This is a genomic window from Thermosynechococcus sp. QKsg1, assembly GCF_031586415.1.
GTDB lineage: Bacteria > Cyanobacteriota > Cyanobacteriia > Thermosynechococcales > Thermosynechococcaceae > Thermosynechococcus.
In genome coordinates this window covers 276819-301583 of record NZ_CP134200.1, presented here as the reverse complement: position 1 = coordinate 301583, position 24765 = coordinate 276819, and the positions used below count along the sequence as shown (strand labels likewise).

Annotated in this window: 25 protein-coding genes; 10 read left to right on the top strand and 15 right to left on the bottom strand. The window is 54.6% G+C overall.

What is annotated here, in order from left to right; translation table 11 throughout:
* The first annotated feature begins 30 nt into the window (after window positions 1-30).
* On the top strand, window positions 31-1281 hold the full coding sequence (gene metK, locus RHP47_RS01450) for a methionine adenosyltransferase (protein WP_149817504.1): 1251 nt from the start codon (window positions 31-33) through the stop codon (window positions 1279-1281).
* Between the two features lie 34 nt (window positions 1282-1315).
* Here metK and RHP47_RS01445 read toward each other — a convergent pair whose 3' ends face one another.
* Window positions 1316-1639, bottom strand: coding sequence for a hypothetical protein (locus RHP47_RS01445; RefSeq protein WP_149817502.1), 324 nt, complete (start codon window positions 1637-1639; stop codon window positions 1316-1318).
* A 178-nt stretch (window positions 1640-1817) separates the two neighbouring features.
* On the opposite strand from RHP47_RS01445, the gene RHP47_RS01440 reads away from it, so the two are divergent.
* From RHP47_RS01440 to RHP47_RS01430, 3 genes are read left to right on the top strand one after another with little or no spacing between them, the layout of a single operon-like run.
* Window positions 1818-2063 (top strand): DUF3134 domain-containing protein, encoded by a 246-nt coding sequence (locus RHP47_RS01440; RefSeq protein ID WP_149817500.1) that lies wholly within the window; start codon window positions 1818-1820, stop codon window positions 2061-2063.
* Between the two features lie 46 nt (window positions 2064-2109).
* On the top strand, window positions 2110-3228 hold the full coding sequence (mraY, locus tag RHP47_RS01435) for a phospho-N-acetylmuramoyl-pentapeptide-transferase (protein ID WP_310840867.1): 1119 nt from the start codon (window positions 2110-2112) through the stop codon (window positions 3226-3228).
* Between the two features lie 13 nt (window positions 3229-3241).
* Window positions 3242-4291: a zinc-binding dehydrogenase gene (locus tag RHP47_RS01430; RefSeq protein WP_190278151.1), complete on the top strand. Its 1050-nt coding sequence runs from the start codon at window positions 3242-3244 to the stop codon at window positions 4289-4291.
* On the opposite strand, the gene RHP47_RS01425 is transcribed toward RHP47_RS01430, so the two are convergent.
* The 10 genes from RHP47_RS01425 to petC all read right to left on the bottom strand — a co-directional run bounded on the left by RHP47_RS01425 (window position 4292) and on the right by petC (window position 13452).
* Window positions 4292-5464, bottom strand: a complete 1173-nt coding sequence (locus RHP47_RS01425; RefSeq protein WP_149817493.1) for a murein transglycosylase A — start codon at window positions 5462-5464, stop codon at window positions 4292-4294. It lies immediately after the preceding gene.
* Between the two features lie 5 nt (window positions 5465-5469).
* The gene (locus RHP47_RS01420) at window positions 5470-5724 is read right to left on the bottom strand and encodes a hypothetical protein (protein WP_149817491.1); all 255 of its coding nucleotides are present in this window, start codon (window positions 5722-5724) and stop codon (window positions 5470-5472) included.
* 69 nt (window positions 5725-5793) lie between these two features.
* Window positions 5794-6390, bottom strand: a complete 597-nt coding sequence (locus tag RHP47_RS01415; protein ID WP_310840866.1) for a tetratricopeptide repeat protein — start codon at window positions 6388-6390, stop codon at window positions 5794-5796.
* A gap of 270 nt (window positions 6391-6660) precedes the next feature.
* Window positions 6661-7359, bottom strand: coding sequence for a triose-phosphate isomerase (gene tpiA, locus RHP47_RS01410; RefSeq protein ID WP_399375232.1), 699 nt, complete (start codon window positions 7357-7359; stop codon window positions 6661-6663).
* A gap of 129 nt (window positions 7360-7488) precedes the next feature.
* The gene (locus RHP47_RS01405; RefSeq protein ID WP_286626277.1) at window positions 7489-7806 is read right to left on the bottom strand and encodes a hypothetical protein; all 318 of its coding nucleotides are present in this window, start codon (window positions 7804-7806) and stop codon (window positions 7489-7491) included.
* Window positions 7807-7899: 93 nt separating this feature from the next.
* Entirely contained in the window at window positions 7900-8664 is a 765-nt protein-coding gene (locus RHP47_RS01400; protein ID WP_149817487.1) for a MinD/ParA family protein, read from the bottom strand.
* A gap of 118 nt (window positions 8665-8782) precedes the next feature.
* The gene (locus RHP47_RS01395) at window positions 8783-10519 is read right to left on the bottom strand and encodes an ABC transporter ATP-binding protein (protein WP_286626276.1); all 1737 of its coding nucleotides are present in this window, start codon (window positions 10517-10519) and stop codon (window positions 8783-8785) included.
* A 3-nt stretch (window positions 10520-10522) separates the two neighbouring features.
* Window positions 10523-11932, bottom strand: coding sequence for a tRNA uridine-5-carboxymethylaminomethyl(34) synthesis GTPase MnmE (gene mnmE / locus RHP47_RS01390; protein ID WP_302679720.1), 1410 nt, complete (start codon window positions 11930-11932; stop codon window positions 10523-10525).
* A gap of 22 nt (window positions 11933-11954) precedes the next feature.
* A complete protein-coding gene (gene petA / locus RHP47_RS01385; protein ID WP_149817480.1) occupies window positions 11955-12890 on the bottom strand; it encodes a cytochrome f in 936 nt (311 codons plus the stop codon).
* Between the two features lie 19 nt (window positions 12891-12909).
* Window positions 12910-13452, bottom strand: coding sequence for a cytochrome b6-f complex iron-sulfur subunit (petC, locus tag RHP47_RS01380; RefSeq protein ID WP_149817478.1), 543 nt, complete (start codon window positions 13450-13452; stop codon window positions 12910-12912).
* 114 nt (window positions 13453-13566) lie between these two features.
* On the opposite strand from petC, the gene RHP47_RS01375 reads away from it, so the two are divergent.
* From RHP47_RS01375 to RHP47_RS01360, 4 genes are all read left to right on the top strand, one after another.
* Window positions 13567-13887: a DUF3067 family protein gene (locus RHP47_RS01375; RefSeq protein WP_149817476.1), complete on the top strand. Its 321-nt coding sequence runs from the start codon at window positions 13567-13569 to the stop codon at window positions 13885-13887.
* A gap of 229 nt (window positions 13888-14116) precedes the next feature.
* A complete protein-coding gene (gene apcA / locus RHP47_RS01370; protein WP_149817474.1) occupies window positions 14117-14602 on the top strand; it encodes an allophycocyanin subunit alpha in 486 nt (161 codons plus the stop codon).
* Window positions 14603-14661: 59 nt separating this feature from the next.
* Complete coding sequence (apcB, locus tag RHP47_RS01365; protein WP_149817471.1) at window positions 14662-15147, top strand: allophycocyanin subunit beta; 486 nt, start codon at window positions 14662-14664, stop codon at window positions 15145-15147.
* 142 nt (window positions 15148-15289) lie between these two features.
* Window positions 15290-15493 (top strand): phycobilisome linker polypeptide, encoded by a 204-nt coding sequence (locus RHP47_RS01360; RefSeq protein WP_011056799.1) that lies wholly within the window; start codon window positions 15290-15292, stop codon window positions 15491-15493.
* A gap of 143 nt (window positions 15494-15636) precedes the next feature.
* Here the strand turns inward: RHP47_RS01360 and RHP47_RS01355 are convergent, their stop codons facing one another.
* The gene (locus tag RHP47_RS01355) at window positions 15637-15972 is read right to left on the bottom strand and encodes a carbon dioxide-concentrating mechanism protein CcmK (protein WP_024125880.1); all 336 of its coding nucleotides are present in this window, start codon (window positions 15970-15972) and stop codon (window positions 15637-15639) included.
* Window positions 15973-16167: 195 nt separating this feature from the next.
* Entirely contained in the window at window positions 16168-16986 is an 819-nt protein-coding gene (tatC, locus tag RHP47_RS01350) for a twin-arginine translocase subunit TatC (protein WP_149817467.1), read from the bottom strand.
* A 312-nt stretch (window positions 16987-17298) separates the two neighbouring features.
* Here tatC and mfd point away from each other — a divergent pair, with 312 nt between their 5' ends.
* Window positions 17299-20727 (top strand): transcription-repair coupling factor, encoded by a 3429-nt coding sequence (mfd, locus tag RHP47_RS01345; RefSeq protein ID WP_286649787.1) that lies wholly within the window; start codon window positions 17299-17301, stop codon window positions 20725-20727.
* On the opposite strand, the gene rfbD is transcribed toward mfd, so the two are convergent.
* On the bottom strand, window positions 20724-21617 hold the full coding sequence (gene rfbD / locus RHP47_RS01340) for a dTDP-4-dehydrorhamnose reductase (RefSeq protein ID WP_302679719.1): 894 nt from the start codon (window positions 21615-21617) through the stop codon (window positions 20724-20726). The genes mfd and rfbD overlap by 4 nt on opposite strands.
* 62 nt (window positions 21618-21679) lie before the next feature.
* On the opposite strand from rfbD, the gene RHP47_RS01335 reads away from it, so the two are divergent.
* The gene (locus tag RHP47_RS01335; protein ID WP_286626271.1) at window positions 21680-23614 is read left to right on the top strand and encodes an AarF/ABC1/UbiB kinase family protein; all 1935 of its coding nucleotides are present in this window, start codon (window positions 21680-21682) and stop codon (window positions 23612-23614) included.
* Here the strand turns inward: RHP47_RS01335 and RHP47_RS01330 are convergent.
* A complete protein-coding gene (locus tag RHP47_RS01330; RefSeq protein ID WP_310840864.1) occupies window positions 23550-24680 on the bottom strand; it encodes a hypothetical protein in 1131 nt (376 codons plus the stop codon). The genes RHP47_RS01335 and RHP47_RS01330 overlap by 65 nt on opposite strands.
* Between the last annotated feature and the right edge of the window lie 85 nt (window positions 24681-24765).

Here is a 24765-nt window from a genome sequence, read left to right as displayed (position 1 = left end):
TTCAACAACCCATGCCATAGGAGTGCTATCTTGCGTTACTTATTTAGTTCGGAGTCCGTCACCGAAGGCCACCCCGATAAGATTTGCGACCAAATTGCCGATGCCATTCTCGATGCCCTCCTCACCCAAGACCCCCAGAGTCGCGTTGCTGCTGAGGTGGTGGTTAATACCGGTTTAGTCCTGATTACGGGGGAAATTACCACCAAGGCACAGGTCAACTACGTCAACCTAGCGCGGCAGAAAATCCATGAAATTGGCTACACCGATGCTGAAAATGGCTTTGCCGCCAATAGCTGTGCCGTTATCGTTGCCCTTGATGAGCAATCCCCCGATATTGCCCGAGGGGTGGACACGGCTCAAGAAGCACGGGAACGCCTCAGTGATGCCGAATTAGATCGCGTTGGCGCCGGTGATCAGGGCATTATGTTTGGCTATGCCTGCAATGAAACCCCTGAGTATATGCCCCTGCCCATTAGCTTGGCTCACCGCATGGCGCGTCGCTTGGCCGCTGTCCGCAAAACGGGTCAACTTCCTTATCTGCGTCCCGATGGCAAAACCCAAGTCACCGTCATCTATGAAGATGGCCAGCCGGTGGGCATTGATACCATCCTGATTTCCACCCAACACACGGCCACCATTGGTGACATCAGCGACGAAGCGGCCGTTCAAGAAAAGATTAAAGCCGATCTATGGGAAGCCGTCGTCAACCCTGTCTTTGCGGATCTGGCAATTAAACCCGATGACAAGACCCGCTTTCTCGTCAACCCCACGGGCAAATTTGTCATTGGTGGTCCTCAGGGGGATTCGGGACTCACAGGACGTAAACTCGTCGTTGATACCTACGGTGGCTATGCCCGTCACGGGGGCGGTGCCTTTTCCGGGAAAGACCCCACCAAGGTCGATCGCAGTGCTGCCTACATGGCTCGTTACATTGCCAAAAACATTGTGGCCGCAGGCCTAGCCGACAAATGCGAGTTACAGATTAGCTATGCCATTGGCGTTGCTCGCCCCATGAGCCTCTTTGTGGATACCTTTGGCACGGGTCAACTTGCCCCAGAGCAACTGCTGGAGTTAATTACAACCCACTTTGATCTGCGCCCCGCTGCCATTATCCAAACCTTTGGCCTGCGCCACTTGCCCCAAGATCGCGGTGGTCGCTTCTACCAAGATGTGGCTGCCTATGGTCACTTTGGGCGTCATGACCTCGACCTACCTTGGGAAAAACTCGATAAAGTCGCCGATCTGCAAGCCGCTGCCGCTCAATTTCTAAGCGCAGTCTAGGATCATATTGGGGGGGATTTCTCTCCCCCTTTGCTTATTGGGTGACTCGTTGCAGGCAGGTTTGTGCCGTGTTGGTGAGCATCTGGCGCACTTCGGGAGTGACATTGGTCTGTACATCTTCACCGATCGCCTGAAATTCTGCCAAGGTGAGCGAGGATTGCAGTTCATTGATCACACAGGTACAGTAGGCATTGCCGTATTGCGCCATCTGTGGCACCTGTTGTTGCAGGGCAGTGGTACATTCACTGGTAAATCGGGAAACCACTTCTGGGGGGTAGGGAGCAGCGATCGCCCCCCCGCCGAGGGACACCGCACTTAAAACCGTCAAAGAGATGGATGATTTTTTGAGTAAAGACATTGTTTCTATCCCTCGTGTATCAAAGTTTCATGCCCATTCTTTAGGGACTTCTCCAGTCTAGGCAGGTTCCAGAGAATGTGCCACTTTGGGCGATCGCCACAAAACGCAGATTTACATTCCTAGGGGCAAACGTTAAAGTAGAGGATTGGACTACTACAACACCGTTCACCTTAGCCCTATGACCCTATACAACCCCTCTTTGTACGAAGAACCCATTTCCCAAAAGAACTTAACCGCTGCGGGTCGTTCCGATCGCTCCATTTTGGAATGGTTACAGCAAACGGGTCGATTAATTGCCCGTGATGCCAATGAGACAGACCCGATCGTGGATAGCACCCTCGATGATATGGGTGAAATTGAGGAATTTGTTGGTGACTCCTTGGGCGATTACGACGAAGAAGATGACCTAGGGCTTGAGGAGTAGGGCACAGATCCCCCTATTATCGGAGTGATGTGCTAGAGCTATCCCCATGCCCTCCACCAAAACCACGGCTGCCATTGAACCCCGTTGGCTGACAGGACAGCGACTTTTTGGCCTTCTCGCTATTGGCCTGCTCATGGCTAGCATTGCCTACGATACAGGGGCAAACCACTGGCAACAGCCGTTGCAAACCTTGACACTGCCTTGGTTGGTGAGCTTTGCCATCGTTGCAGTTCTAGGGAGGGCCGTGGTGCCCCTGTTGCGGCGGTTGAAAACGGGGCAGATTATTCGCGAAGATGGCCCGCAATCTCACCTGCAAAAATCGGGCACACCGACAATGGGGGGAATCTTTTTTGTGCCGACAGGGTTAGGTCTAGCCCTCCTGTGGACTGGAGTTGCGCAGGGGAAAGTATCCGCAACGGTGGGGGCGATCGCCCTCCTTGTCCTCTGCTATGCCGCCATTGGCTGGTGGGATGACTGGCAAGTTCTGCGGCGTAAATCCAACAAAGGGTTATCGGCGCGGCTGCGACTCCTTCTTGAGGGGATTGGGGCAGCTCTTTTTTGTGCTTGGCTGGTCGGAAGCGATCCAACGGCAACGGTAGTGACCGCTCCTTGGGGGTGGATTTGGCCTTTAGGGATCGCCTTTATCCCCTTGGCGATTTTTGTGCCGATGGCGGAAGGGAATGCCCTCAATCTCACCGATGGTCTCGATGGTCTTGCTGGTGGCACGGCGGCGATCGCCCTTCTCGCTTTAGGCATTATTCTGACCGCCCATCCCGATTTGCAAATTCTGGCAGTGGTCATGAGTGGTGCCTGTCTCGGCTTCCTTTGGCACAATCACCATCCGGCACGGGTGTTTATGGGGGATACGGGTTCCCTAGCCCTTGGGGCACTCCTAGCGGGCATTGGCTTGGCCAGTCATCACCTCTGGGAACTGTTGATTGTCAGTGGTCTTTTCTTTGTGGAGTCTCTCTCAGTCATTGCCCAAGTGCTCTACTACAAGGCAACCAAAGGTCCCGATGGCGTGGGCAAGCGGCTGCTGCGCATGGCCCCTCTACACCATCACTTTGAGTTGGGTGGCTGGTCAGAACTGCGGGTGGTGAGTACGTTTTATGGGTTGGTTGCCCTTTTGGGACTGCTCTGTGGCCTCCTGCAATGGTTGGCTTGATGGGGGAAGTGCAATGAAAGCAGCAGTGCTCTACGGCAAAGAAGATGTCCGCATTGAAAGCGTCGCCGATCCGATACCGGGGCCGGGGGAAGTGGTGATTCGTGTTCAGGCCGCCACTACCTGTGGTACCGATTTGAAGGTATGGCGGCGCGGCGGTCATGCACGGATGCTAACCCCACCGATTCTCTTTGGCCATGAAGCGGCCGGGGAAATTGTTGCCCTTGGGGCGGGTGTGACGGGATGGCGGGTGGGCGATCGCGTGGTAGCGAATAATTCTGCCCCCTGTGGCCAGTGTTTTTACTGCCAACGCCAAGCCTTTTCCCTGTGCCCCCATCTGGAGTTTAACAATGGCACGTTTGCCGAGTACCTAAAAATTCCCGCCAGCATTGTCCGCCAGAATCTGCTGCCTATTCCGGAGTCCCTCTCCTTTGCCTTGGCAGCGCTGACCGAACCCCTCGCCTGTGTCCTCCACGGTGTGGCTCGCTCTGGCTTTGACCCCGCAATGGTTGCGACTTGGCCGAGTCCACCGCAAATTGTGGTGCTGGGGGATGGTGCCATTGGCCTGATGTTTGTCGGTGTGCTGGCACAAGAGGGGGCACGGGTCTTCGCCTTTGGCGGTTCCGATCAGCGGCTGGCGATCGCCCGCACATTCGGGGCAGAGCAGACCATCAATCATCACCAGTGCAGCGATATTCCTGCTGTGGTTAAAGACTGGACCCAAGGACGCGGTGCCGATATTGTCATTGAAGCCACTGGGGTTCCTGAAGTCTGGGAAACAGCGATCGCCTGTGGTCGCCCCGGTGCCACCATTAACCTCTTTGGTGGCTGCCCCCGCGAAACTTCGATCCGCGTTGATACCGAACGCCTGCACTACGAAGAACTCACCCTCAAGGGGGTCTTTCACAACACACCCACCTTTGTCCGCCAAGCCCTGAAATGGATTGCCAGTGGTACACTGCCCTTCGAGAAACTGATTAGTGGCCAAGCCCCCCTCACGGAGATTGAAAACGTCCTCCAAGCAATGAAGGCGCGCCAAGTGATTAAAGTAGCGCTGCACCCCTAGCTATTCCCGCAGGAGCAAATAGTACAACTGCCCCGGTGTATTGATCAGACCCGCCCGCGCTTTGGCCACCTCCCCCGTGCCCATGAAAATATCGACACGACCCGGCCCGCGAATGGCACTCCCCGTATCCTGATCCAAAACAAAACGGCTGACGGGGGTTTGCTGCCATTGGCCTTGGGCTTTGAGGGGAATTTTCGTGTTGATTAGCGCCAAGGCACCCGGAGGCATCAGGGACTTATCGGTGGCGATCGAACGCTCTGGAATCACCGGGGTTGAAAGACTACCCGTGGGGGGACGCCCTTGGGTGTGTTCAAAAAAGACAAAGCTGGCATTGCGGGGCAAGTAGCGATCTAACTCAGCGGGGTTGGCCTCAAAGTAAGCCATCAGGCGCGGTAGCGTCAGTTCCTCACGGAGAATTTTGCCATCGCGAATGAGTTCTTGGCCAATACTCGTGTAGGGGTGATTGGTCTTACCGGCATAGCCCACCGTAAAGCGGCGACCATCGGGCAGTTGCAGCTCAGCCGACCCTTGGACGTGAACCAGAAAGGCCTCTAGGCGATCGCGCAAATAGACCAGTTCCAGACCCCGCAAAGGCCCATTGCGCCACTGCTGACCATCCGCCCCTTCCAGTTCCAAGCGGGTTGGGTGCGGCTCTCGCCACTGCTCAAAATTGGGGGGGCGACGAAATAGGGGATAGCGGTATTCTGCGGTGGGCACTAAGCTGGCACGATACGTCGGTGCATAATAGCCCGTGAAATCCACTCGCCCTTGGCCATCGGTGCCAATGGATTGATAAAAGACAAATTCTCGCTTGACAGATGCTTGCAGTTCTGCCGCAGAGCGACGGGTTTGTACCAGATGGCGAAAGCGTTCGAGGGAGCGGATCACTCGCTGATGGAGATTGGGGCCAAGGGCGGCGCCGGGTTGACCGGGAGCAGTGTAGGCAGCGTAGTCGCGGCGCGCTTTATCGGTGCGCAGGTAACGCAAACTATGATCAATCGCTTGCAGCAGTCGTGCTCGTTCCCTAGGGGATTGCCAGAGGGCCGTATCTAGGGCAACCGTTGGGGGCAGTTGGCTTTGGCGCGCTAAGGGAGCAACCGTTGGTGCTGTGGCGATCGCGCTCGTTGCGAGGATCACGACCCCCTGAACCCATCCTGCGAATAAACCCGCCATAGACGTTAGGCAAAGCGATCCACACTAGAGGCAAACACGGGTTCTACCCGAATTGCAAAGACTTTCGAGGGGCGCACCACCATGTATTCCCCTTGAATGTTTTTAATGGGAACGGAAATAAAGTCGTTGGAATCTGCTTTGGCCACTAACTCGTTGCTGTACCACTTCTGGAAGTCTTGAATGGTGGGGAAGCGCACCTCCTCACGGTGACCGCCATCCAGAAATAAATGCACCGCAAATTCAGAAGGGGTTCTGGGCATAGGCGCGATCGCTCATCCTTATCATGCACATTATCCCCCTATTATCGCCGCAATCGGTGGCTTCAGGTACTAGGGACCGCCAGTGAGGGGACGGGGGGCGCGATCGTAGTACTGGGCTGTCATCGCTGGGTTGAGAGCGCGAGCACGCTCATAGTCCCGTTGCGCCAATTCCACATTGCCACTATCGAAGTGAGCCATGCCCCGACTATAGTAGGCAGCAACAAATTGAGGATCCCGCGCTAGGGCAGCATCAAAGTCTGCAATCGCCGCTGTGTAGTTTTGCAGGGCAAGATAGGCCATGCCCCGGTTGTAGTAGGCGGCAATAAACTGTGGATCGTTGCGCAGCGCAGTGTTAAAGTCCGCGATCGCCCGCTGCATATCCCCTTGGTCATAGTAGGCTAGGCCGCGAGCAAAGTAGTAGTCAGCACTGGGGTTGAGTCTGATTGCTTGGTTAAAGGCATGAATGGCAGCGGCCAGATCACCCGTACCTTGGTGCATTAATCCCACGTTGTAGTAGTCCTCGGCACTGCGGGGCACAAGGCGTTGCAGTTCCTGAAGTTCAGGGGGGGTGAGGGTAGCGATCGCCATCGGCTGTGCCACAGCAGCACTGCTGAGACTAACAAAAGCAGCTAAAACTGTCAAAGCACTGAAGAGTTGTTGGCGCATCGTCGGCCTCCTTTCGGCATCGCTCAGCCTTACTTCGATCCTAAAAGAAAATGAAGAAATCGCCCAGCAAACGATAACAGTTGTAATAAATCGCTCGCTCCGATCCTTTTCTTAGCTGCATACACAGCATTGCGCTCTGGAGCGGTAGTGCATGCCATGCTTGGGAAAGGGCTGTATGTTGATATCTTTAAGTTTTTCTGCGCCGAGGGCAGTGCGCTGTCTCTTGGATAAGTGTGATCTGGGGCACTGACGCAGAACTGACGGTGATGTTCAAAGGGGCTTATAATTAACTATGCGCCCAAAACTCTCCGGTTGCAAACTAGCGCCACCCACCAGCACCCCATCAACTTCTGGCTGCGCCATGATGGCATCAATGTTGTTGGCATTCACCGAGCCACCGTACTGAATGGGAACATCGGGATTTTGTAACTTGCTACGAATCAGGCCAATGACACGGTTGGCTTCCGCTTCTTCACAGGTATCGCCCGTACCGATCGCCCAAATGGGTTCGTAGGCAATCACCAAATTGCTCTGATCGACATCCACCAAGTCCAGCGCCAACTGCTGAAAGATGTGGTTTTCCGTTTCGCCAGCATCCCGTTGGGCTTTCGTTTCACCGACACAGAGAATGGGGGTCAGGCCATAGTGTTGGGCAGCCTTGAGCCGTTGGTTGACCGTAGTATCCGTTTCCCCAAAATACTGCCGCCGCTCACTGTGGCCAACAATCACGTAGCGCACGCCCAACTCCACCAGCATCGGTGGCGAAATTTCCCCTGTAAACGCCCCTTGATCCGCCCAGTGGACATTTTGGGCACCCAGCTTCACCCGCGTTCCGTGCAGACTCTTGGACAATACACTTAAACAGGTGTAGGGAACACAGAGCACCACCTCGCGATCGCTGGGGGTGTCCACCAATTTCCCTAAGAACTCCTGTAGGAAGGCCACCGCCTCCTGTTGGGTTTTGTGCATTTTCCAGTTGCCAGCAAGAACTTTTGGGCGCACTCGTCCTGACTTTCCTCTGCGAAACTTAGCGTAATTAAGCGTACCACACGAGTTGCCTCATATAATTAGAGGTTTAACTGAGAAAGTAGATCAGACTTAACCCAGCTTGTCCCAAACCGCCGCAATTCGGGGAGATTGACGCTTGGGTTGCACGCGCGGGGTTCGCCGTCCGAGTTTGACTTGGTAGGTGTCGTTTTCAACTGTCACATAGCCGAGTTGGAGAACCTCTGCGAGGGTGGCACTGACCTCTTCCGCAGACCACTGCAACTGCTCAGCCAATTCTGGCACGCTGAAGGGCGTTGGCTGGCGCATCATCAGTGTCAATAGCGATCGCTGGCGATCGGGCAAAACCAACAAATCTGCTGGATTGAGACCCCCACCGCAACCACTGCTAGCGTTTTGACTGTCTATCATTGGCAATGTTCCTCAATGGCAGTGACTGGCAGTGGCACTCGAGAAGGATCAAAAGGATCAAAATTCAGTCAGTCTCCTTACTCCTAGGCTACCCTAATCCAACAGATGCTGCACAACACTCCTGACAACGAGACTGTAGGGATGCTCAGGGTAGCGTAAACAGAAAATATCGCTGCTCCCCAGTTGAAACATTTCTTCACAAACAGGTAGGATACCTGCAACTGGCACACCATAGGTCGTTTCCACCTGCTGCTTGAGGGAGTCCTTATTAAAGGCGCTGGGGACTTTGTTCACCACCATCACCATTTTTGGCACATCCAGCTGCCGCGCCACATCAACCGTGACCGCTGTTCCTTGAAAGTCTTGGCGATCGGGTCGCAGAATCAGCACCAAGGCATCGGAGACTGTAATCGAGAGCAGCGTTTCCTCGTTCAGCCCTGGGTGGGTATCAATGAGCAAAAAGTCGAGATTCAGCCCTTGGAGCAACTGCTGAAAACCGTCATTGAGCAAGCCGACATCGTAGCCTTCCCGCAGCACACGGGTAATTTCACTGGTTTTGAGGCTAGAGGGAATGAGATAGATTGCTCCTTTGGCTTGCTGGCCGTGAGCCGTAATCAGATGGCTGACATCCCGCGCCACATCAGTAATTTCACAGCGTCCCCACAGGTAGTCATTCAGGGCATGTTCCGTATCTTCCGACTCAAGGCCAAAGAGCACATGGATACCGGGGGATTGAATATCCGTGTCCACGATCGCCACCCGATAGCCCAAGGTTGCCAAGGTACAGCCCAGGTTTGCCGTTGTATTTGACTTGCCTGTGCCACCACGAAAAGAATGCACAGAAATAATGCTACCCATGGCTGTCCTCGCTAATTTAAGAATTCAACGTCTATTTTCACATCCTGCTGTTGAGGAAACAGCCCATAGCCATTCAAGTTACAGCTAGAGCCAAAGAACTCGCCCACTAGAGAAGGGGTTACTCTGTCTCTTGGAAGTACTGCTGAGCATAGAACTGGGCATAGCGGGAAGGCCGGGCAAGCAGTTCTTCGTGGCTGCCACTTTCAATGATCTGACCTTGCTCCAAGACAAGAATGCGATCGGCGCGACGAACCGTGGCTAAACGGTGGGCAATAATAAAGACGGTGCGCCCCTTCATTGCTTTCTCCAAAGCACTTTGCACCAAGGCTTCCGATTCAGAGTCCAAAGCAGAGGTGGCCTCATCCAAAATTAAGATCCGTGGATCGGCATAAACTGCACGGGCGATCGCCAGTCGTTGGCGTTGACCCCCAGAGAGATTAATCCCCCTTTCCCCGACCCATGTCTGATAGCTATCGGGACACTGAGTAATAAAGTCATGGGCATTAGCGATTTTGGCTGCCTCAATCAGTCGCTCCCAATCGGGTTCAGCATAACCAAAAGCAATGTTGTGGGCGATCGTCCCTGAAAAAAGAATTGTTTCTTGGGGAACAATACCGATTTGCCGCCGCAGGCTTTTCAGCGTCACCGTTTTAATATCAATGCCGTCAATCAACACTTTTCCCGCTTGGGGGTCATAAAACCGGGGCAAGAGGTTAACAATGGTGGATTTACCTGCTCCTGAATGTCCTACAAGAGCAATCACCTCGCCCGGCTCCGCCAAGAGATTAAAGTCCTTGAGCACGGGACGCTCTGGATCATAGCCAAAGCACACATCTAGGTATTGCACTTTGCCAGAAATGGGGGGTAGGGGCTGCGCATGGCTCATTTCCTTGATCGTGGGTTCGAGAGCCAACAGGCCAAAGCTACGCTCCACCGACGCCTGTGCCATTTTGAGTTCATTGTAATCAGCAGAAATCATATTAATGGGTTCCATCAGTAGCGCTACTGCGGCAACAAAGCTGAGGAACTGCGGCCCTGTGAGATGACCGGCATTGATTTGCCACGCCCCCAAGATAAAGAGCAGCATAATGCTCAGGGCCTCAAGAAACCCCACCACCGGGTATTGCATTGACTTAATGCGTTCGGCACGGTAGCGAGCACGACGGTTCATATCAGCCTGCTGTTCAAACTGCTCTACGGCATAGTCCTCAGCCGCAAACGCCTTAATCAGACGAATCCCCGAAAAAATCTCCGTGAGGTGGGAGGCTAAATCGGCAATGCGGGCTTGACTCAGGCGCGACTGTCGCAACAACCGATTGCCAAACCAAGCGATGAGAAACGTCATCAGCGGCGCAATGATCATCGTCCCCAATGTCAGTTGCCAGTTGAGGTAGAACATATAACCAATGACCGCAACTGTGGTTAAAGTTGAGGGGATGAGGCGATGAAAACTGCTATTGACCATGACGCCAATGCGATCCACATCCTCAGTGAGGCGGTAGGTGAGATCGCCGGTCGCTGCCTTTTCAAAATAGTCCACCCCCAAACGATGCAGATGACGGTACAGCCGCACCCGAATGTCATAGACAATCCGTAGGGAAATATCGGACATTAGGACATCTTGGCCAAATTGGCAAAAACTACGACCGACAAACAGCAGCGAGGAGGCTGCACACCATTGAATCAGGCCTATCAAATCCCCTGCCCCGATGAGCTTCGCCGCTTGGCCAATCAGGTAGGCGATCGCCGGCATGGTCGAGACGTAGCCGAGGGTACACAAAAAAGCGACCAGCAACCGTCGCCGATAGGGAAGGATATAAGCAAGTAACGGCCGGTAGCTGGTATTCCAAAGCATGGGCTATTTTCCAATGCAAAAACGGCTAAAGATTTGTTCTAGCACAGACTCAGTCACCTCTTCCCCGGTTAGGGTACCAAGGGCACGAGCGGCAGCATGCAGGTCAATTGTCCAAAAATCAAGGGGGAGTTGGGCATCAATGGCCGCAAGCACATGATTCAGGGATTGGTGAACCTGCTCCAAGAGCGCGGCTTGACGTTGGTTGATGGCAAAGTCTAGGTTGGCGGCGGTAACCCCTTGGCCTTGGACAAGGTCTAAAATGGCGTCCTCGAGAGACTCAATTCCCCTTTGACTGAGGGCCGAGAGCAGCACAGTGGGAATGGGGGCAATGGGCAATGGAATACCTTGAACCTCTACGGTTTCGCTGAGGAGATCAGCTTTATTCAAAACCACCAAGACGGACTGAGGCGCTTGCTGCCGCCGCTGCTGCAGCTCGAGTTGGTCGTAAATCTCCTGATCGGCGGCTGTCCACCCTTGACTGGCATCAATGACAAGGAGGATGAGATCAGCACTGGCTGCGGCTTGGCGCGATCTCTGGACGCCAATTTGTTCCACCAAGTTATCGGTCTCGCGAATGCCGGCCGTATCAAGGACTTGGATTGGAATGCCACCGACAACCAATTGGGACTCGACAATATCGCGGGTGGTGCCGGGTAAATCTGTAACAATGGCGCGATCGCTACGGCTCCAAGCATTGAGCAGACTCGACTTACCGACATTGGGGCGACCCACAATGGCCACTTTTAGCCCAGTGCGGATCAGTGCTCCCCGTTCTGCCGTGGCCAAAAACGCTGCTACTTGGTGTTGCAACTGACGAATGTCCTCAGCAATGGCTGCGGGGTCAAGGGGGGGTAGCTCGTCCGTAAAATCGAGTCGCGCTTCAATTTCCGCCAAGAGGGATAAACAGGTCTGACGAATCTGCTTGAGGGGGCGGGCGAATTTTCCTGTCAGACCCGCCAAAGCAATTTGAGCGGCGGTTGTGGATTGGGCAGCCACCAGTTCGGCCACACTCTCGGCTTGGGTGAGATCAAGGCGACCGTTGAGGAAGGCGCGCAGCGTAAATTCCCCCGGCTCGGCGAGGCGTGCCCCTGCGGCGACACACAGTTGCAGCACGCGCTGGACAGGGATGAGGCCACCATGACAGTGGAATTCCACCACATCTTCGCGGGTGTAGGAGCGGGGCGCCAGCATTAACAGCAGGAGGGCTTCATCGACCCGTTCTCTGGTTTGGGGGTCGCGGACATAGCCATAGAGAATGCGATGGGATTCCCAAGGCTGCTTGCCGGGGGCTTCAAATAAAGACTGGGCGATCGCGACTGCTTTGGCGCCTGAGAGACGGACAATGCCAATACTCCCTTGCTGGGGCACAATAGCCGTGGCGATCGCCACAATCGTGTCATGGAGGGATTGCACTACCGTGGGTGATAGGACTCCTTTAGAGACTCATCTCGGCGGCTTGCACTTTCTCCACTTGTTTCTTCTTCAGAACCAGCAGAATTTGCGAGAGGGTAATGGCGGCAAAGAAGACCAACAGCCACTTAATGCGGTTGGGATCCTGCAGGACAATTTCCGTATCCTTTTGCCCAAAACCACCCACATTGGGATTGTTGGTGAGGGCTTCACCCGCTGCCACCGTTTGGCCTTCACTGACAATGAGGTCAGGGCCAGCGGGAATGGTCTCTGTCACTGCTTCACCACTCTCGGGGGTGATCACCACCGCAGTACTGCCATCGGGGTTAGCGGTAATACTGGTAATCGTGCCCGCGATCGGTGCAGTAAAGACGTTATTGTTGCTCTTTTCACCATTGGGATAGACTTGGCCGCGACCGCGGTTGCCCCCGGCGTGAACGGAGTATTTACCGAAGTGGATCGATTTATCCGTGGCAGGGTTGGGGGCGAGGACGGGGAAAACAATTTCCTGATACTGCTCACCCGGTAAGGGCCCCACCAGAATAATGTTTTGCTTGTCCTCACTGTAGGGCTGGTAGTAAATGCCGCTGGTTTTGGCTTGTAACTCCTCGGGAATGCGATCGGGAGGAGCAATTTTGAAACCCTCGGGCAGCATGAGAACTGCACCGACATTCAGACCGCCCTTAGAGCCATCCCCCAGCACCTGTTGCACACGGGTGTCGTAGGGAATTTTCACCACGGCTTCAAAGACGGAATCAGGGGTGACGGCTTGGGGCACTTCCACTTGGGTGGGTTTGGCGGCGAGGTGACAGTTAGCACAGACAATTCGCCCGGTCGCTTCGCGAGGACTGTCATAGCCCTGCTGGGCATAAAATGGATAGGCCTGTGCTTGCGGTGACCAAAGAAGCACACTGGCGGCAAGGGCGATCGCCAGCGTCAACGATTTGAAAAAGCGTTTCATACCACTCCCTAATTTCTTTTTACGTCCACCAAGGTTCTTTGCCCGTGCGGAAATCGGTTTCCGTCCAAGGGGTAAACACCAGTTTGTCATCTTCGGTAACCGTGGCATTCACCAGTGCCAAGGAGAGGGGAGCAGGGCCACGCACCACTTTACCCGTGCTGTCGTATTGAGAGCCGTGGCAGGGGCAAATGAACTTGTTTTCACTGACATTCCAAGGCACCACGCAGCCAAGGTGAGTGCAGACGGCATTCAAGCCGTAATTGGCAATTTGGTGATCCTCAGTAACAATCACGTAGGTGGGATCCCCTTTAATCCCTTGGGCAAGGGAGCGATCGCCCGGCAGGTGCTTCGTCAGGTAGTCGGAAACCTTAATATCGTTGCCTAATGCATCCTTGGCAACTACACCACCACCCGTGCCGCCACTGGAGGGCGGAATGAAATACTTGACGACAGGGTACAGAGCGCCCAACGCTGTACCGGTGATGGTACCAAACGTCAGCAGGTTCATAAACTGTCGCCGCCCCATATCGGGCACATCAGACATTCCAGAAACTTGAGCCATGGTTTACGCTTATTTACTAAGGAATCGAAACGAACAGCCGTAAAATAATTACGTTTGTTAACTATTATCACACTGTCCGAGCCGTCCTAGCCGCAAGGGCTGAAATTCTTGCCAATGCTGACGCCCCTCACTGGTGATGAACTCCATGCCTTGCTCCTGCGCAAATGGGGGCGCTCCTTTGACCTTCAGTTTCGCCGCGTGGGCGATCGCATCTTTTTGCAGGTGATGTGGCGCTACCTCGAGCAGGCCTCTTACCCCGATACGCCTGAAGATTATGCCGCCCACCTTGGGGCGATCGCCCAGCACCTCAATGACTGGGGCTGTGCCCAGCAAGTTTGCACCTTTATTGAGACCACCCGTGAGAAACCCCGCCTCGGCAAAGCCGTGAATATTCCCCTCAACCTTGGCACCCGCATTATCGAATGGCTGGAATAGCTGCCCTTAGCAGATTTTTGAAAAAATGTTAAGAATGTTAAAAAGGATTGCGATGATGTGGGAGATGTCCCCCCTATGCCTGAGAATGTTTGCGGAAGGTTACGTCAGCCCGTCGGGTCCATCGCCGTACCTATCTCTCCTACAGGAGTGCGGTGAGTCGTAACATTCCAATGGCAGATGCCACATTATCAAGACCCTTGTTTTACAATTCCAACTTTGGAGGAACTCAATGAGCGTCGTCACGAAATCGATCGTGAATGCAGATGCCGAGGCCCGTTACCTCAGCCCCGGTGAACTGGATCGCATTAAAAGCTTTGTCAGCACCGGCGAGCGTCGTCTGCGCATTGCCCAAACCCTGACCGAAAACCGCGAGCGGATTGTCAAGCAAGCGGGCGATCAACTCTTCCAAAAACGGCCTGATGTGGTCTCCCCCGGTGGCAATGCCTACGGTGAAGAAATGACCGCCACCTGCCTGCGTGACCTCGACTACTACCTGCGGCTTGTGACCTACGGTATTGTTGCGGGTGATGTCACCCCCATCGAAGAAATTGGTTTGGTGGGTGTGCGTGAAATGTACAACTCCCTCGGCACCCCCATTCCTGCCGTGGCCGAAGGGATCCGCGCCATGAAGAACGTTGCTTCCTCGCTGCTGTCTGCAGAAGATGCCGCTGAAGCCGGTTCTTACTTTGACTTCGTGATTGGCGCCATGCAGTAGGTCGCCTCAGCATCCTTCATTGATCCATCATCCAAATCAGTTTTTGAGGAAAAAGAACTATGCAAGACGCGATTACCGCTGTCATCAACGCCTCTGACGTGCAAGGCAAATACCTCGACACCGCCGCCATGGAGAAGCTGAAAGCTTACTTCGCAACGGGCGAACTACGGGTGCGTGCTGCGACCGTGATCAGCGCCAATGCCGCCAATATCGTCAAGGAAGCAGTGGCCAAATCTCTGCTCTACTCTGACATCACCCGTCCCGGTGGCAACATGTACACCACCCGTCGCTATGCGGCCTGTATCCGTGACCTCGACTACTACCTGCGCTATGCCACCTATGCCATGCTGGCTGGGGATCCTTCCATCCTCGATGAGCGGGTGCTCAATGGGTTGAAAGAAACCTACAACTCCTTGGGTGTGCCCATCGCTGCCACTGTGCAAGCCATCCAAGCCATGAAAGAAGTCACCGCCAGCTTGGTGGGTGCCGATGCCGGCAAAGAAATGGGCATCTACTTTGACTACATCTGCTCTGGCTTAAGCTAAGTACAGCTCTCCAGTCGCACATCTGTCTGGGAGTTAGGGGTTAGAGTGTCAGCCTGTCATGGCAATTGTGCTTAAACAGTCTGAGTCTGGCCTTTAGCTCCCAGACGTGTAATCACCCCACATAGATTTGGAGTCCCATCCCATGCGCATGTTCAAAATTACTGCCTGTGTGCCGAGTCAAACCCGTATTCGCACCCAGCGCGAACTGCAAAACACCTATTTCACAAAACTGGTGCCCTACGAAAACTGGTTCCGCGAGCAACAACGCATCCAAAAAATGGGTGGCAAAATTGTGAAAGTGGAACTGTTTACGGGTAAGCCGGGGGTCAACACCGGTCTAGCCTAGGTATCCCTCTAAAACTGTTTCCTAGCGATTTTGCGGCTTCACTGTTGAGATAGTTGATTGGGGGGTTCTCCCTTCTGAGCCAATTATCTGGGCGGTGGAGCTTTGCGCATTAGAGAAGCTTTAGAGAACTTTTCCTAGGGCTGCTAAACGAGAAAACGCTCCCAGCCATCGCCATATTGGAACCGCATTTTCGGGAAAACGGCCTCTAAATTCTCGTGGGGGCGCGGGATCACCGTTGACGACAGATAGAGCGTTTTTTCCTTAGGACTTTGAGCTGGAATTTTCTTGGCGGCTTCCACACCCGCTGCAACCGCAATTTGCACTTCAGAAACGTCGCCGCGCACAATAATCGTCAGGCGAGCACCACTAACTACTTCATAGCCCACAAGGGTAACACGCGCCGCTTTCACCATCACATCGGCAACGGCTAAGGCAGGGGGATGACCCAGTACTTCTACCATCCCAAGGGCAATGGGCATGAAGACCGCTCCTAAACACAAAAATTTGTTAAAGTAATGCCATTTTTGCGATCGCGAAGGGATGCACTAATTTGGCAACATCAGCATATCATCTCTATTGAGAGCCTTGATAAGTTCGAGGGGCGATCGCCATAATTGATTTTTATCGCCAAAATCATCTTTTCTGATTGAGTCTTTTTTGGGGGTATTGCAAGTTTAAGCCTCAGAACGCCCCACCCCCATCAGCTTGGCCAAGCCAATCCCCGTAAAGTAGAGGGCAAGCAGAGCACCCGCCAACAGTCCTTGAGTAATTGGATCAATGGAGGGGGTCAAAACCGCTGCCACGGCTACGGCAATAATCACCACGTAGCGCCATTGGCTGAGCATTTGCGGGATGGAAACAATCCCGAGGGCAATGAGTACCAACTGGAGAATCGGGACTTGGAAGGCGAGGCCGGTGGCAAGGAGCAATAGCAAAATAAAATCCACATAGCGATCGATCGACCACAGTTGCTCAACCACATCTGCCCCATAGTTAATGAAAAAGCCAAGGGCTGCGGGTGCCAAGAGGGTATAGGCAAAGGCCAAACCGGCAATAAAGAGAATGGATGAACCAAAAACCACCGGTGCCAGCAAGCGTTGCTCACGTCGTGTCAATCCCGGCAGGATAAAACGGATGGCTTGGTAGAGAATCATCGGCGTCGCTAGGAGGATGCCACTGTAGGCCGCCGCTTTACAGGAGACAAAAAAGTACTCCCCCGGACTGAGTTGCAGGAATTTCGCACCATGGGCTGGTTTTTCAAGGAACTGAATGATCCAGCGGACTTGGGTAAAGCAGAGAACAATGGTGACAGCAACAGTGCCGAGGACAACAAAGAGCCGCTGTCGCAACTCCTCAAGGTGATCCCAGAGGGACATTTCCACTTCATTGGGCAGTTCATCCTCAGGGTCAATGGGGTCGCTTGCCTCAAGGGTGCTGTCAACAATCGCTGAGGATTCTGGAGCCGGACTATCAATATCGGGCGATCGCGTCATTCAATCTCTGCAATTCCTACTCTTTCACAATTATGAAGGAAGTGCCCACGGGGTTCCACCCTCTCTTCAGCAGTGATGTAGCTCTTTTTACAGGGATGGCACACACTGAAAACAGCCAAAGTGGCTACCAAACAGGAGCATCCCCCCTTCTTTACCCCCTAATTGTCGAAAAGCGCTTTAGCTAGAGTTTTCTGAATCCTTGTCCTGCTTTTTACAATGATAGGAGAGCGTAAGAATTATAATGCGTTAGCGCTGCCCCAAGGGGTCGCAATTCAATTCTCAAGTCTTGATCACCTGCACTGACACTCGTCTATGTCTTTAATGGCCATTCCCCGCAGTTGGGGTAAGCTGCCGCTGACAGCTGAACTGCTCAGCAAATTACAACACCAACGGGAACTGGTCCTCACGGGGATGCCCCGCCTTGTCAAGGGCTTTGTGGCCACCACATTGGCGCAGCAGAGTCAGCAATCGCTGTGTGTGATTACTTCCACTCTAGAGGAGGGGGGACGCTGGGCGGCGCAATTGGAACTCATGGGTTGGGAGGCAGTGCTCTTTTACCCGACATCGGAGGCCTCTCCCTATGACCCCTTTGACTTGGAAGCGGAGATGGTCTGGGGGCAGCTGCAAGTTCTAGTCGAGAGCGATCGCCCCAATATTGCAATTGTCACCACGGAACGGGCACTGCAACCCCATTTACCCCCACCAGAGCAGTTTCGTGCCGCCTGTCTAACTTTAGAGGTGGGTCAAGAGCACTCCCTAGGGGAAGTGGCCACCGCCTTGGCAGCCCTTGGTTATGAGCGGGTTTCTCTCGTGGAAACGGAAGGCCAGTGGAGTCGGCGCGGCGACATTGTGGATATTTTCCCCGTCTCGGCGGAGCTACCGGTGCGCTTGCAGTGGTTTGGCGATGAGATTGAGTCCATTCGCGAGTTTGATCCGGCCAGTCAACGCTCCCTACACACCGAGGGCGATCGCCTTGATGCCCTTGCGCAGGTAACCCTGACGCCCATTAGTTTTACTCCCCTGATTGCCCAAGCCCTGCGGGCAGCGGATCACGCCCATCTCATTTCAGAGGATCAAGAGGGATTGCGGCGCTATCTGGGGGTGGCTTTTCCGCAACCGGCTTCGCTCTTGGATTATTTGCCTGCCCAAACCCTCATTGCCGTGGATGAGCCGCCCCTCTGTGCTGCCCATGGCGATCGCTGGTATGAGCACAGTCAAGCCTACTGGCAAAGCCTTGAAACGCCACCCCCCCCCATCCATCGTCCGTGGTCAGCCAGTGTCCAAGCCCTCGAGCGGTTTCAACGGGTGCACCTCTACGAACTGGCCAGTGAGGGACTCGGTCTCAATTTATCAGCACGGGCGATTCCAGCCATTCCCCACCAATTTGGTCGCTTGGCGGCAACCCTGCGGGAGGAACGGGACAAGGGGTACACCGTGTGGTTAGTCTCTGCGCAGCCGAGTCGCTCTGTAGCCCTGTTGCAGGAGCATGATTGCCCCGCCCAGTTTGTGCCCAATCCCAAGGACTTTCCGGCCATTGATAAGCTGCAACAGCAGCGACTGCCCATTGCCTTGAAGGCCAGTGGTCTAGCGGAAATTAGTGGCTTTATTTTGCCTACGTTCCGCACGGTGCTGGTGAGCGATCGCGAGTTCTTTGGTCAGCACAACTTGGTCAACCTTGGCTATGTGCGCAAACGCCGCCGCGCTGCTGCCAAACAGGTGGATCTCAACAAGCTCCAGCCGGGGGACTACGTCGTCCATCGCCAACACGGCATTGGTCAGTTCCTGCGCCTAGAAACGCTAACGATTAACAACGAAACCCGCGAGTATCTCGCCCTGCAATATGCCGATGGCATTCTCCGCGTTGCCGCCGATCAACTCAACAGCCTCTCCCGCTACCGTAAGCAAAGCGATGGCGTTCCCCAACTGAATAAGTTAACGGGCAACACTTGGGAACGTACCAAAGCACGGGTGCGCAAGGCCATTAAGAAAGTGGCGGTGGATCTGCTGCAACTCTATGCCCAACGCGCCCAACAACGGGGCTTTGCCTTCCCTCCAGATACACCGTGGCAGCAGGAAATGGAGGACTCGTTTCCCTATCGGCCCACCCCGGATCAACTCAAGGCCATCCAAGAGGTCAAGGCCGATATGGAGAGCGATCGCCCCATGGATCGGCTGGTCTGCGGTGATGTGGGCTTTGGGAAAACCGAAGTGGCCATTCGCGCTATTTTCAAAGCCGTGATGGCAGGCAAACAGGTGGTGGTTCTCGCACCCACAACGATTCTGACGCAGCAGCATTACCACACCCTCAAGGAACGCTTTGCCCCCTATCCGATTCAAGTGGGGCTGCTCAACCGTTTCCGCACCGAGAGTGAGCGGCAAGAGATCCTGCAAAAGCTGAAAACGGGCGAAATGGATGTTGTCGTTGGGACGCACCAACTCCTGAGCAAGAGCGTTAAATTTCGGGACTTAGGGCTACTGGTGGTGGATGAGGAACAACGCTTTGGCGTCAACCAAAAGGAGAAAATCAAAGCCCTCAAAATCCAAGTGGATGTGCTCACCCTCAGTGCAACGCCAATTCCCCGCACCCTCTATATGGCTCTGTCGGGGGTTCGAGAAATGAGTCTAATCACCACACCACCCCCCTCGCGGCGCCCGATTCAAACCCACCTTGCTCCCTATGACCCAGAAACGGTGCGCAGTGCGATTCGCCAAGAATTGGATCGGGGGGGTCAAGTTTTCTATGTTGTGCCGCGGGTTGCGGGAATTGAGGAGGTGGCGGCAAAGCTGCAAGGGATGGTGCCCAGTGCCCGTATTCTCATTGCTCACGGCCAGATGGCAGAAGGAGAACTGGAATCCACGATGCTTGCCTTTAGCAATGGTGAAGCCAATATTCTGGTGTGTACGACCATCATTGAGTCCGGCTTAGATATTCCCCGTGTGAATACGATTTTGGTGGAGGATGCGCAGCGGTTTGGCTTGGCACAGCTTTATCAACTGCGGGGTCGGGTTGGCCGAGCGGGCATTCAAGCCCATGCGTGGTTGTTTTATCCCCGTCAAGAGGTGCTGACTGAGGCGGCACGCCAACGGCTGCGGGCTATTCAGGAGTTTACCCAACTGGGATCGGGCTACCAACTGGCAATGCGAGACATGGAAATTCGCGGTGTCGGCAATCTCCTAGGGGCGGAGCAGCACGGTCAACTGGACAGTGTTGGCTTTGATTTGTACGTGGAACTGCTCGAGGAGGCGATCGCTGAAATTCGTGGCCAAGAGATTCCCGCCGTTGACGATACCCAAGTGGATCTCAATGTCACTGCCTTTATTCCCGCTGACTATATGCCCGATTTGGAGCAAAAGATGGCCGCCTACCGCGCGGTGTCCGCTGCAACGACAAAAGAAGACTTGAGGCAATTGGCAGCAGAGTGGAGCGATCGCTATGGGGCATTGCCCAAATCAGTTCAGCAACTGCTGCGGGTTGTGGAACTCAAACAACTGGCGCGCCAGTGTGGCATTAGCCGCATTCGTCCGGAAGGCAAGCAACATGTGATCTTGGAAACTCCGATGGCTGAACCCGCATGGAAACTGCTCCTAGAGCAACTGCCCACGCATCTCCAAAGTCGGTTTGTCTACAGTCAGGGCAAAATTACCGTGCGGGGTCTAGGGACGCAACCGGTGGAGAAACAACTGGAGCAACTCATTGACTGGTTCAGCCAAATGAAAACAACCGTTGCGACACCCCCCTAAAGCACGGATTGCGGATCTAGTTGGTCTAAAAGGGGCTGAAGAACCGCTTCCCATGAGGGGAGGGAAGTCCCCAAAACCGCCTCCAACTTCTCGCAGTTCAGGGTAGAAAAGGCGGGTCGCTTGGCCGGTGTCGGATACTCACTGCTGGGAATCGCCTCTAGGGTGGCAGTTCCATAGCCTTTGGCACGCAGGTGATCAAAAATTTTTACCGCAAAGCCATACCAACTGGTACTGCCGCGGGGCGTCAGGTGATAGAGACCGCTCAGGGAGGGATCCGCCTGCCAGCGTTCCAACAGTTGATAGGTGACTTGGGCAATGAAGGGGGCAGCCGTGGGCGTGCCGATTTGATCGGCAACGACCCGAACGAGAGGACGGGTTTGGGCAAGGCGAACCATGGTGCGCAAAAAGTTCTTGCCCCGCAGGTCATACACCCAACTGGTGCGCAAGATTAGATGGGCGGGGTGATGGGTGGCGATCGCCTGCTCTCCTAGCCACTTACTATAGCCATAGGCATTGAGGGGGGCAGGGGCATCGGTTTCGCGATAGGGTCGCGATTGAGTACCAGCAAACACATAATCCGTCGAGTAGTGAATCAACAGCCCACCCAAGGCGGCCATCGTTTCTGCCAAAAGACCCACGGCAGTGCCATTCATCCGCTGTGCCCGTTCCGGTTCCTGTTCCGCCTGATCTACAGCAGTGTAGGCCGCCGCATTGATGACCACATCGGGGCAAAGGGTTTTTACCAGGTTGGGAATGGCCTCTAAATCTTCCAAGTCCAGCGTTACGGCAGTGCCTTGGCGAGCAATGGGAATGACTTCAACGCCGGGGGGTGCCTGCTGCACCAATTGCCAGCCCACCTGCCCCGTTGCCCCCAAAATGACTAGGCGCATTTTCCGCCCTCCTTGAGGATGAACTGATTGTTAAAATACTTTAAGAGTTTGCGCGACTGCCCATGAATACGGCAATTGTCCCCAGTGATTCCGCGCCCCAAGAGATTGCGATCGCGGCTGAAACCCTTCCCAATGATCCGGAGACCTTTCAACCCTACGATCCCGTGGCCATTGATGCCTACTATCGGCAGCGGCCTTTACTCGTCTTGAGTCGCTGGTTGCGGATTCTCTGGCCAGTGTTTTGGTTGCTCTTTAACCGTTGGTGGGACAGGGTCACAGGCCAAAGTAAACAAAATCAACACCAGCGAGCGATCGCCCTGCGGGAAACCCTCACCCGCCTTGGCCCTGCCTATATCAAAGTGGGACAAGCCCTCTCCACCCGCCCGGATCTGCTGCCCGCCGTCTATCTGGAGGAATTGACCAAACTCCAAGATCAGTTGCCCCCCTTTCCCAATGAAGTGGCCTTTCAGTTTATTGAGGAGGAATTGGGCGCCCCCCCCAGTGAGCTTTTTGCTGAACTGAGTGATCATCCCATTGCGGCTGCCTCCTTGGGACAGGTGTATCGCGGCAAACTCCACAGTGGCGAAGAGGTGGCCATTAAAGTGCAGCGCCCCGGCTTGGCGGAAAGTATTACCCTAGACATTTATATTCTGCGGGGGGTGGCCTATTGGGCAAAACGCCTGATCAAGGAGATTCGCAGTGATTTAGTGGCCATTCTCGATGAATTTGCTGGTCGCCTCTTTGAGGAAATGGATTATACCCAAGAGGGACGGAATGCCGAACGCTTTGCCCGTCTCTATGGCCACTTAACCGATGTCTATATTCCCAAGATTTACTGGAATTATACGCGGCGGCGGGTGCTCACCATGGAGTGGGTGACGGGGGTGAAACTCAACCAACCGCAGCAAATTCAGGCCTTGGGGATTGATCCGCGCTACATGGTGTATGTGGGGGTGCAGTGCTCCCTGCGGCAGTTGCTCGAACATGGGTTTTTCCATGCTGATCCCCATCCGGGAAATCTGCTGGCCATGCCCAGCGGCAAATTGGCCTATCTCGACTTTGGCATGATGAGTGAGATTGCCCCAGAGCAACGCTATGGCTTGCTGAATGCCATTGTCCACATTGTTAACCGTGAGTACGAAAGCCTTGCCTACGACTATGTTCATTTAGGGTTCCTAACCCCCGATACAGATCTGGAACCAATTATTCCGGCGCTGGCCTTGGTCTTTGAGGATGCCTTGGGGGCAAGTGTCTCGGAACTAAATATCCAACGCATTTTCGATCGCCTGTCAGAGGTGATGTATGAGTATCCTTTTCAGGTGCCCGCCTATTATGCCTTGATTGTGCGATCGCTCCTGACCATGGAAGGGATTGCCATGGGCGTTGACCCCAACTTTAAGGTACTCAGTGCCGCCTATCCTTACATTGCCAAACGACTGCTCACGGATCCTGCCCCAGAGCTGCGCACGAGTCTCACGAACCTGCTCCTCAAGGATGGTCAATTTCGCTGGACGCGCCTAGAAAATCTGCTGCGCAATGCCCGCGAGAGCCGTGACTATGACTTTAATGTGGTGCTGGAGCAGGCTTTAGATTTTCTCTTTTCGGAGCGGGGAGCGGAGTATCGCGATCGCCTAGCGGATGAAATTGTCAAGAGCCTTGATACTTGGGCACGGACAACAATGGGGCAATGGAACCTTGTGCAACTTTTACCCCTCGTCACCCGTCCCGTACCGGCAACGCCAAGTTCCAGCATCGTCAGTGAAGCCAATGCCCTAGAGCATTTGCGCCGCATTTTCAGCATTTTGCAGGATACCCCCGGCTTTGACTGGGGCAAGGTGATTCCGGCAATCTTGCGGATCATTGTGCGGCCAGAGGTGCAGCAAATGGGTCAGCGTATTGTCAATGGCCTCCTGCAACGGGCGATCGCCCGCTTTATTCGGGAGATGTTGCTGGCGGACTCGCAGCCGGCGCTTCAGACGACGAGTTTGTCTCGCTAGGTTCTGGGGATACGGGCGGTGGCGCTTCTTCAGTGGGTGTGGGTGCTGGTGAGGCTTCACTCGCAGGGGATGGTCTAGCCTCTGGTTTTGGTGTTGGTAGTGGTGTTGCCGGTGCTGGCGTGGCAGGCTGTGGTCTTGGGGTGGCAGCAGGTTGCTGACCTCGGCATACTTCGGGCCGATACTCAAAAGCAAAGGTGAGCGCTAGGGCTTGGTACTGCCCTGTGGCCTCAAAGGATTGCTGACGTACCCGTTCTAGAGCCGCTTGATCCAAGAGTGCCGAGCCACTGCTGCGAATAATTTGGGGATTGCGAGTGAGCAAGCCAGTTTCTGGGGCGGCATTGGCAGGCAGCAATTGCCCTTGGGGAGTGACCACCACCGCAACGGTTGTTTCCCCCTGCAGGCGATCGCCACAGGCCTCTTGGGGATAAAAGTCCGTGATCCGCTGGGCTAAATTCACTTGTAGATTCGTCGTATTGAGGGTCAACCGCGTTTGATTAAACCACCGCGATAACGCTGCCGCTGCTTCCCCCTCTGTGGTTGCTAAGGGTTCTTCAGGGGTGGGTTCAGGCGTAGGTGTCGGTGAGACGAGTTCCGGCGCAATGGCCACATCCTCATTCGGGGTTGTCGGGATAACAGGTAAGGGGCGGGCGGGCGGGGGCAATTGCCATAGCGGCGGCAAAGGTTGCAGCGGTACTGGATTGGGTAGGGGCGGCAGTTCCGTCAGCGGCGGCAAGGGGGGCAGGGGTGCCAAGGGGGCAAAGGAAAGGGGGGGTGGCTCAATGCCTGTAAACGGTAGAGGCGGTGGTGTGGTCGTGGCAAGGGGCGGCAGTTCCGTGGGCAAGAGCGGTTCAATAGAGGGTAAATCCGCTTCTAGTTCGGGAGAAAGGCTGACCAAGGGCACCAGTTGATCACTGGCCAACTCTGGCGGTATGGGTTCGGGCACACGCACAAGGGAAAGAATCACAGCGTGCAGCAGAATTGAACTGGCGATCGCCAGCCGTGTTGGTTCCCACACGGGCCACTGGGAAACCCTTTGCCAAATCGGTTGAATTGGTAGCCGCAGCACCCCAGATCCTCCACACCGATGTTCATGACAATTGTATCTCGGCTGCTTAAATTTGTAACAAGACTTGCTATAATCATCCACATTT

Bases quoted from the DNA above. Each gene is read 5' to 3' on its own strand.
- RHP47_RS01445 (WP_149817502.1), bottom strand. From the start codon at position 1,639: ATGTCTTTACTCAAAAAATCATCCATCTCTTTGACGGTTTTAAGTGCG.
- RHP47_RS01440 (WP_149817500.1), top strand. From the start codon at position 1,818: ATGACCCTATACAACCCCTCTTTGTACGAAGAACCCATTTCCCAAAAG.
- mraY (WP_310840867.1), top strand. From the start codon at position 2,110: ATGCCCTCCACCAAAACCACGGCTGCCATTGAACCCCGTTGGCTGACA.
- RHP47_RS01430 (WP_190278151.1), top strand. From the start codon at position 3,242: ATGAAAGCAGCAGTGCTCTACGGCAAAGAAGATGTCCGCATTGAAAGC.
- RHP47_RS01425 (WP_149817493.1), bottom strand. From the start codon at position 5,464: ATGGCGGGTTTATTCGCAGGATGGGTTCAGGGGGTCGTGATCCTCGCA.
- RHP47_RS01420 (WP_149817491.1), bottom strand. From the start codon at position 5,724: ATGCCCAGAACCCCTTCTGAATTTGCGGTGCATTTATTTCTGGATGGC.
- RHP47_RS01415 (WP_310840866.1), bottom strand. From the start codon at position 6,390: ATGCGCCAACAACTCTTCAGTGCTTTGACAGTTTTAGCTGCTTTTGTT.
- tpiA (WP_399375232.1), bottom strand. From the start codon at position 7,359: ATGCACAAAACCCAACAGGAGGCGGTGGCCTTCCTACAGGAGTTCTTA.
- RHP47_RS01405 (WP_286626277.1), bottom strand. From the start codon at position 7,806: ATGATAGACAGTCAAAACGCTAGCAGTGGTTGCGGTGGGGGTCTCAAT.
- RHP47_RS01400 (WP_149817487.1), bottom strand. From the start codon at position 8,664: ATGGGTAGCATTATTTCTGTGCATTCTTTTCGTGGTGGCACAGGCAAG.
- RHP47_RS01395 (WP_286626276.1), bottom strand. From the start codon at position 10,519: ATGCTTTGGAATACCAGCTACCGGCCGTTACTTGCTTATATCCTTCCC.
- petA (WP_149817480.1), bottom strand. From the start codon at position 12,890: ATGAAACGCTTTTTCAAATCGTTGACGCTGGCGATCGCCCTTGCCGCC.
- petC (WP_149817478.1), bottom strand. From the start codon at position 13,452: ATGGCTCAAGTTTCTGGAATGTCTGATGTGCCCGATATGGGGCGGCGA.
- RHP47_RS01375 (WP_149817476.1), top strand. From the start codon at position 13,567: ATGCTGACGCCCCTCACTGGTGATGAACTCCATGCCTTGCTCCTGCGC.
- apcA (WP_149817474.1), top strand. From the start codon at position 14,117: ATGAGCGTCGTCACGAAATCGATCGTGAATGCAGATGCCGAGGCCCGT.
- apcB (WP_149817471.1), top strand. From the start codon at position 14,662: ATGCAAGACGCGATTACCGCTGTCATCAACGCCTCTGACGTGCAAGGC.
- RHP47_RS01360 (WP_011056799.1), top strand. From the start codon at position 15,290: ATGCGCATGTTCAAAATTACTGCCTGTGTGCCGAGTCAAACCCGTATT.
- RHP47_RS01355 (WP_024125880.1), bottom strand. From the start codon at position 15,972: ATGCCCATTGCCCTTGGGATGGTAGAAGTACTGGGTCATCCCCCTGCC.
- tatC (WP_149817467.1), bottom strand. From the start codon at position 16,986: ATGACGCGATCGCCCGATATTGATAGTCCGGCTCCAGAATCCTCAGCG.
- mfd (WP_286649787.1), top strand. From the start codon at position 17,299: ATGTCTTTAATGGCCATTCCCCGCAGTTGGGGTAAGCTGCCGCTGACA.
- rfbD (WP_302679719.1), bottom strand. From the start codon at position 21,617: ATGCGCCTAGTCATTTTGGGGGCAACGGGGCAGGTGGGCTGGCAATTG.
- RHP47_RS01335 (WP_286626271.1), top strand. From the start codon at position 21,680: ATGAATACGGCAATTGTCCCCAGTGATTCCGCGCCCCAAGAGATTGCG.